Source organism: Pleionea litopenaei (genome assembly GCF_031198435.1).
Lineage (GTDB): Bacteria > Pseudomonadota > Gammaproteobacteria > Enterobacterales > Kangiellaceae > Pleionea > Pleionea litopenaei.
This window is the reverse complement of the sequence record NZ_CP133548.1, coordinates 159,153-169,848: the sequence shown is the minus strand read 5'-3', so window position 1 is coordinate 169,848 and position 10,696 is coordinate 159,153. Positions and strand designations below refer to the sequence as shown.

Genomic DNA, 10,696 nt, shown 5'->3' with positions numbered 1-10,696 from the left:
TTTAAATATTTTTTCGAAAACAGGCAGTGGACAAACCACTGCCTGATTGAGATAGATCAACGACGGTAGAATAAAGATGCAAGCGCAGGTAATAATATGACAGCACCAAGCATGTTAAATAAGAACATAAAGGTTAACAATATGCCCATATCTGCTTGAAATTGCAGCGCTGAAAATATCCAAGTACTCACACCAATCGCTAACGTAATCCCTGTAAAGAAAACTGCGTTCCCTGTTAGGTTTAACGTCTTATAAAAGGCTTCGTGGATCGAATCACCGGCTCGAATAAAGTCGAGCATTCGAGAGAATATATAGATCCCGTAATCGACCCCGATACCAACACCCAACGCAATAACCGGTAACGTTGCGACCGTTAGACCAATCTCTAACCAAGTCATTAATGCTTGCGCCAACACAGAAACCAAGGCCAACGGAATAATTATGCATAAAGTCGAACGTATGGAACGGAAGCTTATCAAACATAGAAAAATGACGGCGATATAAACACCGATCAACATCGGATATTGTGCTGCAGCAACGGCTTCATTCGTTGCCGCCATAACACCCACCGGGCCCATCGCTAGCTTAAACTCAACTAAGTCAGACGGATTAGCCTCGCGATACTCTTTGACTGCATTAATCACTTCTTCGATCGTTTCTGCTTTGTGATCAACAGTAAACACCATGATCGGCATAAACTGACAGTCTTTATCAAATAACCCAGCGGACGTTTCTACATAACGAATCGACTGAGCGAGTGTTGCGGTTTCTCTGGGTAACACCTTCCACTTAAGGTTGCCCTCAAAAAAGCCCGCATTCAGCATTTTTGAAATACTGGTGATGCTGATGGTTGACTGAACACCGGATAAGTTTTGTAGATGCCACTGAAAATCATCGATGGTTTGCATCACTTGGTAATCAGTACATCCATCAATCTTAGTTTCTGCCATGACCGAAATAACATCGGTACCAATAGAGAAACGTTCAGTGATAAATGCCGTATCTTTGTTATACACCGAGTCAGGGCGCAATGACGGAGCCCCCTCGTGTAAGTCGCCAATTTTCATATCGTTCGCAAGATAAGAGCCACCAATGGCCAAAACAGCCGCTACGATAATGGTAATCTTGGCATTTCTAGGCTCAGCAAAACTAGCAAGCTTTCGCCACAAAATGGATTGTCTCGCGGCACCTCGAGTGACTTTATCAGAAAACTTTTTATCGAAGCGTGCGAATGATAACAACACAGGCAATAGAATTAAGTTGGTTAAAATAATAACCGCCACACCAATACTCGCGGTGACCGCCAGCTCTTTGATGATATCGATCTCAATTAACAATAAGGTCAAGAAACCGATCGTATCACTCACTAAAGCAACCATGCCCGGAATAAACAAACGACAACACGCCGCACAAGACGCATCTAATGCAGTGGCTCCCCCAGACACATTTTTGCCAACCGCATTAATCATTTGCACGCCGTGACTAACACCTATCGCAAATACCAAAAATGGAACCAGAATTGACATAGGGTCAATACCGAAACCAAACAGCGTTAACAGGCCAAGCTGCCACACAACCGCAACAACAGAGGTTAACAAAGGAAGAATAGAGAGTTGAATGCTATGAGAATAAAAATACACCAAAAGCGCAGTGATCAAAAAGGCCGCGCCAAAAAACATCAGTACGCCTTGGGCGCCATCACTGATATCGCCAATCATTTTTGAAAAGCCGATAATATGCAGTTTCACATTAGGAAACTGCTGCTCGATATCGACTCTAATTTGCTCTAGCTGTTTCGCGACTGAAATGAAATCGGTTTCTTCTTTTGTGGTTGGATCAATGGCAAACAACTGTGCGGAAACCATCGCTGAAGAAAAGTCATTAGAAACCAAGCGGCCAACAAACCCGCCTTTAAGAGCGTTCTTTCTAACTTTATCGATCGATTCTGGATTATCAAAATCAAATGATGCGGGAATCACCGGTCCGCCTTCTAACCCGTCTTCAACCACTTCTAAATAACGAGTATTCGGAGTGAATAAAGACTGTACTTGCGGCTGATTGACACTAGAAATGGCATTGACTCGCTCCGTTGCAAGGCTCAATGCACGAAAAAACTGAGCGTTAAATATATCACCCGAGCTGTCTTCTAACGCGATAAGTATTCGGTTCGCGCCACCAAACTCCTCTTCGTGCTTTAAATACGTTTCTTTCATGTAGGGGTGTTCTAATGGAATATTCTTCTCAAAACTCGCATCGACTTTTAACTGCGACGCAAAATACCCCATAGCGACAGTAATCAGAGCAAATAAAATTAAAACCACTGCTCGATGTTTAAAAATTACCGCGTCAATCATTTTATTGAGAGATGACTGCTGCATAAAAATATATCTCCCCAAATTAAGGTAGTTGATGACCGTCTAGGTCAATTTGTTTTATCCCTTTTTCACTGACAACAAGGAGTTTGTTTAAGTCAGCGAGTACGCCCGCCATGAGTCCGGTGCGCTCTTTATATTGAATAGGCGTGACAGTTTGTCCATCATCGTTTGAAAATAACATCACACCGTCAACCGCTAGAAACATGATTTGCGCACCCTTAACTCGAACCATTTTATTGATCGATGCAGTGGTGTCGGTTTCTATCTCATCCCAAGTGTCACCTTGATCAGCAGAGCGAAACAAATGACCGCGAAGTCCCATGGCTAACAAACTGCCATTGCGAGTCACACCGACGCTGAAAAATGATCCTTCATAAGGAGAAGATAATGCTTCCCAAGAGGCTCCAAAATCTTCTGACACAGCAAGAAAACCTAACTCTCCCGCCATATACAGCCGATTATTCTTACCATCGAAAGCCATTGAATAAAAATGTGGGAATCCAAAATCTGGATTTTCAAGATTACTAATATCAACAGGTTCCCAATCTTGGCCGCCATTGGTGGTGTGCAACATTAATCCATAGGCACCCACTGCAATGCCCCATCCGCCGTCTCTGAACCAAACGTCCATTAACGCAGGATACCCTAGGTCATCCTTTTCATGGTGTTGTAATGTCCAGGATTCGCCGCCGTCTGAGGTTTTAATAATGACTTGTTGATGTCCTACCGCGTAGCCCGTTTGATCATCAATAAAGGCCACTGCGGTCAGCAATGTTGAAACTGGAGATTGAACTTGTCGCCACGTTTTCCCTTGGTCGTCGGTAATAAGAATGATCCCTCTTTCTCCGACAGCGACTAACTTTGTTTCCGATAAACTTTCAATGTCGACTAACAAAGCTTTTTCGGCTTTTGCCGCCATTACCGAACTTTGGGCTTCAGCGCTTAAGCAAACTAAGGCCATAAGCCCCATTATTAAACAGCTGACGATTTTTTTGTTCATTACTACCTCTTAACCTAAACGCGACCCAGTTTCATAGAGAATTCGATAAACCGGTAAAATTTTTAGTCTTCCTAATAATAACAAAGGCCGGACGTATCCGGCCTTGCTATATACTCTATTAAGCTTAACGTCGGCCTGCGCGGCGTAACGCTGCAGGACTAAAGTCAGATTCAGTACGTTGAATATTGAAGTCGTACATTTCATCTTCATTATCAAGACCAATTGCAATGTAACGGCCCGCTTTCAAATCATGAATTACATCAAGTGTCGACCAAAGGGTTGGCACTTCGTAGTAGTTCAATGCATAAGCAAAACCAACTCGCCACAACTCATCAGAGTTATCATAGATGTCGGTCACTGCAATTTGCCAGCTGTCTTCATCAATAAAGAACACACGTTTCTTATAAATATGACGCGTGTCTTCTTTCAAGGTTGCTTCTACAACCCAAACTCGATGCAATTCCCAACGAGTGTAATCAGAGTTGATGTGACCAGGCTGAATAATATCGTCATACTTTAACGAATCTGAGTGCAAGGTGTAGCTGTTGTACGGAATGTACATCTCTTTTTTGCCCAACAGTTTCCAGTTGTAACGATTTGGCGCACCATTGAACAAATCGAAATCGTCAGTGGTACGTAAACCATCCGCCGCTGTTCCCGGTGCATCATAAGCAACGTTTGGAGCACGACGTACACGACGTTGTCCAGTGTTATAAGTCCATGCTTGGCGTGGCTTTTTAACTTGGTCGAGAGTTTCGTGAACTAAAAGTGCAGTCCCGGCTAAACGCGCTGGAGACAAGACCCATTGCTTAAAGTAGAAAAGCATATTTTCTGACTCTAACATCTCTGGTGTCGTTCCTTCGCGAGTATACAGTTGCTCTAACTCGTCACGGAATTTTACCAACGTGTAGTCACCTTCACGGGTTGGCGTCGCCTGACCCGTATCACGAGTTACCGTAACACCGCGATAACGAACGATATGATTCCAAATCACCTCGAGGCCATTTTGCGGAATTGGAAACGGCGTACCGATAGCCGCCTTTTTCAGACCATTACCACCTTCAACCAACTCTGAACGAGTTGCATTTTGTTTGGTTGCTTCATACACATATTGTGGGTAAGAAGCCGTACGTCGAGATGGATACACCGGTAACTTGAAGGTCTCTGGATACGCTTTAAACATCGCCATAATACCGGGCGATAATTTGTCTTCGAATTGCGCAACATTTGCCGCAGTGATAGTGAATAACACATTGTCTTCTGGGAAAGGCGCTGGGTGATGGTCACCCACTTTGAATCCTGCAGGCGCTTTTGTTACACCACCATTCCACGCAGGAATAGTTCCATCAGCATTGCCAGCCTTTTCAGACCCCATTGGGGTCAGTTCTTTCCCTAATTTTGCAGCTTCTGATGGACTGACTTTGGCGTATGACGCTTGTGCAATCGCTACCGCGATAGCTGCAGTGAGAACGCTTTTTAATGTTTTCTTCATCTGTCCAAACCTTTTTTAGAATGAGTAACTAGCGGTTAATGCTACGAAGTCGCGATCCGACAATAAGTTCGCAGTGCCCGCTCCGAAATAACGGTTATAACTGGCGTCGATTTTCCAGCGCGCCAAGTAATCGAATGTTGTACCAAATGCCAATGCTTTACGACCTTCAACAAAGTTGCTGATTGGTGCAGGCGTTGTTCCCGATACATCGTGTTGGAAAATCACGCGAGGTGAAACGTTCCAAGCACCGATCGCATTGGTGTAATCCGCTTTTACTACTAAACGATAGCCCCAAGAGAAATCGTCTGCCGCAGGATTAGTTTCTTGGCCTTCGTAAGCATTCGGATTACGAAAATCGTTGTCGATTAAACCACGGTTTGAGTCAGAGCCACTTCGAGAAGTACCCGGCGCTTCAAAACGTAATTCATCTTGTGATGGCATGCTTTGAATTTGGTTCATACCAACTTCAACCAAGCCAGTCCATTGAGAGGCTCCCAAACCAGGGCCAAACAAGTTGGTGATCGTCATCTGTGCCTGAACGGTATCAAATAATCGATAGCCATCGATTTTTTCGCCAGGAGCAACCGAGCCATTCAACTGTGAACTGCCTCGTGGAACGTTCGGGGTTACCCCTTCAAGCGCAGCGAATAATAATTCGACGTCGTCGACCTGAATAGGTTCATCAACACGGTAAGACACTTCACCAGCGATCGATAGACCACCATCGGTTTGAGTATTAAAACTGATACCATACAGCTCAATATCTTCGATGTATTCGGCATAGCCGGTTACGCCGCGGATATTTGGATCAAGTCCATTCAACTCACCATAGTTAATTTGAAATTTGTTCGCAGAAATAATTGGGCGCTTGTTGTGGTAATTGATGTAGTAAAACCCGAACTCTGTTGCGCCTAAATCTTCGGCGAACCAAGCCAACTTAACACCAAACTGTCCGTCGTCACGAGCATCTCTGTCGTCTAGGCGATAAGCAGCGGTTGCCGGCGTAAACTCAGGTGCACGAGCAAAGTTTAACCAAATGTAGTCACCTGACTCACCAAGGTAGTCGGCTGTCGCAAAATAGGTTCCTGGTTCATCGATTCGAACATGATCCCACTCAAACTGAACATAAGACTCTAATGTAACGGTAGGGCTGATATCGTAAGAAGCCCATAAGGTTTGCACAGGAAGAAACGCTTCTTTCAACTCAGCACCAGGAACGCGTAACTTGGTTACGTCAATCGGGTTCGCTTCTGAAATACTGTGTTGAATAAAGGTACTTTCACCCCAGTTAATGACCTGCTCACCCAAACGCACTTGCAATACCGAGTCTTCAAAGTGCCATGTATTATAAATGTAAGCATCAAGTAAGCGAGTTTCGGTGCCATGAATGTCTAGCGCTGATTGGTTGAATCCTGAGTATCGAGGATCGTCAGCAAAATAAGGCGACGGAGCCGATGCGGTTCCGTAATAACGGAAATCACCGTTCTCGTATTTGTTGTCATAAAGCCATGCGCCACGAATAAAGAAACCAACACCACTGCTGTGCTGTAAGCCAAAATCGTGAACGCCTTTAATAACTTCGGAGAAGGAATCACCTTTGTGGAAGTTCATGTTGCCGTCGTCACCATTGTGAGAGAACGACACGCCAGTCGCCCCATCGAGCGCTTTACCGTAGCCGATTAAGCGAGGATCTTGATCTTCGACACGCCAACTCGCACCAACGGAAATTGTTGTATCAAAACTTCCTTCCCACTCGCCCCAAGAAATGCCGACTGCTTGCGTTGCTGGAGCAGCTAGCGCTATCGCTACTGCTGAAGCCAGTTTGGCCATTTTTGGTGACGAGGATTGAGCACTTTGCGTAAGCCCTTTTTTTGTCATGTTATTTACCTTCCCCGTTTTAACTTTTTTGTGTATTTTCTGTTGATTTTTCATCCAACCTAAACGCTTTTTAGTGCTGGATAAAACACCAAAATATTGAAAATTACTTCTCAATATCATGAAGTCTTGGACTTTATTATTAAAAATCCTCCGACCAGTTTAAAGTGTTTTTTTTATAATATTATTTTTATTAAATATCAACAAGTTAGATAGTGTTTTTTTATTTTGCAGCGCGTCATTTTTTAACTAAATGCGCGCGATCGATAAAAATTGGTTAGATTCTGACAGGTGCAATTGAAAACGACCATGAACACCATCGTGCTGAACGTAAGGTCTTAAATGTTTTACGGGTAACCAAATTCGAGTACCCGTCGTTGAGTAACACTTCACATAAGGGTAGTAGCCGCGATAGATCTTTTCCCACTCCGCGGCTGAGATTTGAATATCTATTTCAAATTGGCGAGCTTGGCTCAAAGGAAAAAGTGCTCATCCAATTGTGACTGTTCGCGCTCAATGCATTCAATCCCCTCTTCTTCCAATAGTTCAAGAATGGGTTCATAAAAATGACGCAACACCGGAATGTGTACGCCTTTGTCTTGAATTTCACCGTCCAGAATGAGCTGCGTAGCAATAGCGACTGGGTAACCAACGGTTTTCGACATCGCAGAATACCCACCGACATCACCTTTCACAACCAGCGTGGAGGTTAGAAACTCAGGTCGATCATCAAACACCAACTCAAATCTATGTTGCAGAGCAATCATATCCGTTTCGTTGCTTTGGTACTGCAGTTTTGCTTGCAAAACGCTACAAAATGCATCCAACAACGAATCACTGTCGGGCAAACTCTGCTCTTCAAATAACCCCAACCATTCAAAGGCTTTAGTGACCGACTCTGAAAGATTGAGATGATGCGTTGAGAGCTGCTGCTCAATATAGGTTTTCCAAGTAAGATTCGTGTCTGGCTTTGATTTAATGTCTAAAAGCCCAAGCTTGTGTGCCGCTGTTATCACATCACAAAAACCAGGATAACGCAGTGTGCCGCGGATTAAATTTTCACACTCAGGGATTTGATAGGCCTCACGATAAGACGTTGAGTCGCGATTCGGGTAGCCCTCTAATGCAAGTTCCTCAGAGACCACAACTGGCTTTGCACTGCTTAAAAGATCAGCTGACTCAATAATTTCAACCTTATTATGCTTATAAAACTTAGCTTGATTAAGTAGTGCTAACAATACTCCACGGGGTGCCCAAGCGAATTTGTACCCTAAAGGATTGTCATTGAATTCAGGCGCTGGCAAACCGCCGCACCATGACGCAAAGCTTTTAACCTTTCCGCCCTTATCATGAGCTTCGTCAATGACTTTCATCGCCGATAAATGATCGATACCAGGGTCTAGTCCAATCTCATTTAAAATCAAAATCTCTGCATCTTTCGCTGCTTGGTCCAACGCTTTCATTTCAGGACTTACGTAAGATGCTGTGATTAAATGCTTTCGAAACTTTATACACTGTTGCGCGATTGCCACATGAAACAGATAAGGAACCAAACTGATAACAATGTCATGCTGTTCAACAAGATCGGCAATAACTTGATCGTTGGTTACATCGGCGACGACCGCAGCCACTTGCTCATGACCATCGGCAAGCTTTTCAGCATCTGCCAAAATATTCGAGGCCACGGTCAGCTGGTTCTCTGGCTGACGGGTTAAATACTCAATAACTGGAGCGGCAACATAACCTGAACCAAAAATTAAAATACGTTTTTCCATAATCGTTTCAACTTCTATTTACTATGTTCAAAATGTATTCAATCGGCTGAAATACTTAACGGTTAGCGAGCGATTGAATATGAAATAAAATGGGCTGTAGCACTGATTGCCCAAGCAATGCTGACCGGTCAGGAGACCACCCTGTGACGGGATCGGGTAAGTTCGCATTATCTTTAAATGGCATTTCTAAGGTTAATGATAAGCAGCCAAATTGCTCTGCTACCCAAGAGCTCGCAATACTCAGATCAGCCTCGCCCGGCGCATCTTTTGGATACCCAAATTCGTCTTGGAACTCAGGCGTTGCTAACTTAAACTGCTCGACAAACTGCTGCTCTTGCTTGGCCATGGCTTCATCGAATCTTGGAACGCCCTCACTGCCAGCCACAAAATTATAAGGCAGCCCTTCATCACCGTGCACATCAAGAAACATGTCGACACCCGTCGCAAGCATCTGCTCTCTTACAAGAAAGACTTCAGGACTTTTTTCCATGCTTGCTCGGTCCCACTCTCGGTTCAAGTTAATGCCCACTGCATTGGTTCGCAAGTGACCACGTTCTGTGCCATCGGGATTCATATTAGGAACAAGATAAAAGCAAACGCTTTGCAACAATTTACGAGCCGTTGCATCATCTTGATCGAGCAAGCGTCCGATTAAGCCTTCCATAAACCATTCGGCCATTGATTCACCAGGATGCTGCCGTGCGATGACCCAAATTTTCGTCTCTGCATTTGGCTGACCAATCGTTAGCAAATTCATTTCTCGGCCATCGAGGGTTTCGCCTAGAACGGTATGAGAAACCCAATCATGTTGCGCCGCATCATGCACAAGTTCTAAGTGTCGCTCATAGCTATAGGGAGCAAAGTATGCAAAATAGGCACTCGACTCTTCGAATTCATGAGAGAAGCGTAACCGGTTATCGGAGAACTCTGTAGCGACTCGAAACCAGCTTTGTCCATCGTAGCTTGCACACACCTGATAATCCTTCCAGCCCTCGGGATAAGCCGTCTTATCGGCATCCACAATCTCGAAAGTAAGCTGTTCGTTTAATGCGTTATTGACTTTAAAGTGAAACCACTGCTTAAACTCAGATTGATTATCAGGACGAATTTTAAGCTGAATAGGACCCGACTCGGGAATATCTACTGGGCATATATTGCCGGAAGAAAATGTGCTGTTAATCGAAACCATGACAAACTCTCTGTAAAAAAAGTGTCGCAAGGATAAGGAGGCCAAGAACGAAAGTAAACACCCTGTAAGCAAATTACCCTATTCGCTCTTAGACCGGTTTAATCTTCTAATCTTCTATTCGTTTGAAAACAAAAAGCGGCCTAAGCCGCTTTCGTTTAAACTTTAACCAACAACCGTTAATTCAGGTCAACATACTGTCGCAGAAGGTCAATGGCCTCTTTGTCTTCATTAGCCCCGACCAAACCCCGTTTGAAAGAATTACTGAAGGGCTTTTCGCCCAACCAACTTTTGAACAGTAGTTTATCGAACCCTTTTGTACTTATATTCCCAAGCGTTTCGTCGTTGTGTCGAACGGTCACTCCTCGCTTCGGAGAATAATCAAAAGTGAGCGTATCGCCCTTTTGATAAATGCCTTTGAAAAACCCGATGAATTTCCGTAAATCGTTGCGATAAACGGCGAGTTCTTCTGGCACATTGTTAATCTTTAATGCTCCAGCCATTTCGCGTCCAAACCCACGCGCTGACACTCGGTCAAGACTAAACTTCAAAATTAGCCGTTTCTTACCTTCCATGAAAACGATATCTGAATCGACACCTGACTTCTCTTGCAAATACAGCGCAGCGATATAATAAGTGGCGTTTAGCTTTTTTACCGCCCCCATACCGTTGAGGAACACTTCCGTTCCTTCGATCTCATTTTTTTGTAATTCGTATAATTGCTCATTTGTTGCAGCGGTTAATGTGCCCACTGAAAAGATCAAAAAGATGCCACTTAACCAGTTCGTTATTTTATTTTTACGCACAATACTACCTACCCATCAACAGATTGAATGTGTCTCGCTCCGTCTTTCCGATTCGCCCACTCCCTGAGACTTTCATGCTTTACACCATCAGTATAGCTAGCATAAAGCTGAATATGTGATTAACCGCTTGATTATTTTTACTTTAATAAAGAAGTTTCTTGGCTCTAACAGCCTTATATTTTTACTT

Annotated in this window: 8 protein-coding genes; all 8 read right to left on the bottom strand. The window is 43.9% G+C overall.

Translation table 11 applies throughout. From position 1 onward, the window contains the following. Window positions 1–56 precede the first annotated feature (56 nt). Window positions 57–2,378, bottom strand: a complete 2,322-nt coding sequence (locus Q9312_RS00665) for an efflux RND transporter permease subunit (RefSeq protein ID WP_309202600.1) — start codon at window positions 2,376–2,378, stop codon at window positions 57–59. A 19-nt stretch (window positions 2,379–2,397) separates the two neighbouring features. Beyond that, window positions 2,398–3,375: a WD40/YVTN/BNR-like repeat-containing protein gene (locus Q9312_RS00660; protein WP_309202599.1), complete on the bottom strand. Its 978-nt coding sequence runs from the start codon at window positions 3,373–3,375 to the stop codon at window positions 2,398–2,400. Window positions 3,376–3,499: 124 nt separating this feature from the next. Beyond that, window positions 3,500–4,867 carry a DUF1329 domain-containing protein gene (locus Q9312_RS00655; RefSeq protein WP_309202598.1) on the bottom strand — a complete coding sequence of 456 codons (1,368 nt, stop codon included), beginning with the start codon at window positions 4,865–4,867 and terminating at the stop codon, window positions 3,500–3,502. A gap of 15 nt (window positions 4,868–4,882) precedes the next feature. After that, window positions 4,883–6,745, bottom strand: coding sequence for a DUF1302 domain-containing protein (locus Q9312_RS00650; protein ID WP_309202597.1), 1,863 nt, complete (start codon window positions 6,743–6,745; stop codon window positions 4,883–4,885). Between the two features lie 246 nt (window positions 6,746–6,991). Then, window positions 6,992–7,219 (bottom strand): DUF2835 family protein, encoded by a 228-nt coding sequence (locus Q9312_RS00645; protein ID WP_309202596.1) that lies wholly within the window; start codon window positions 7,217–7,219, stop codon window positions 6,992–6,994. After that, entirely contained in the window at window positions 7,216–8,517 is a 1,302-nt protein-coding gene (locus Q9312_RS00640) for a saccharopine dehydrogenase C-terminal domain-containing protein (protein ID WP_309202595.1), read from the bottom strand. The genes Q9312_RS00645 and Q9312_RS00640 overlap by 4 nt, the downstream gene beginning before the upstream one ends. A gap of 55 nt (window positions 8,518–8,572) precedes the next feature. After that, complete coding sequence (locus tag Q9312_RS00635; RefSeq protein WP_309202594.1) at window positions 8,573–9,706, bottom strand: M14 family metallopeptidase; 1,134 nt, start codon at window positions 9,704–9,706, stop codon at window positions 8,573–8,575. 176 nt (window positions 9,707–9,882) lie between these two features. Next, window positions 9,883–10,509 (bottom strand): chalcone isomerase family protein, encoded by a 627-nt coding sequence (locus Q9312_RS00630; protein ID WP_309202593.1) that lies wholly within the window; start codon window positions 10,507–10,509, stop codon window positions 9,883–9,885. Window positions 10,510–10,696: the final 187 nt, after the last annotated feature.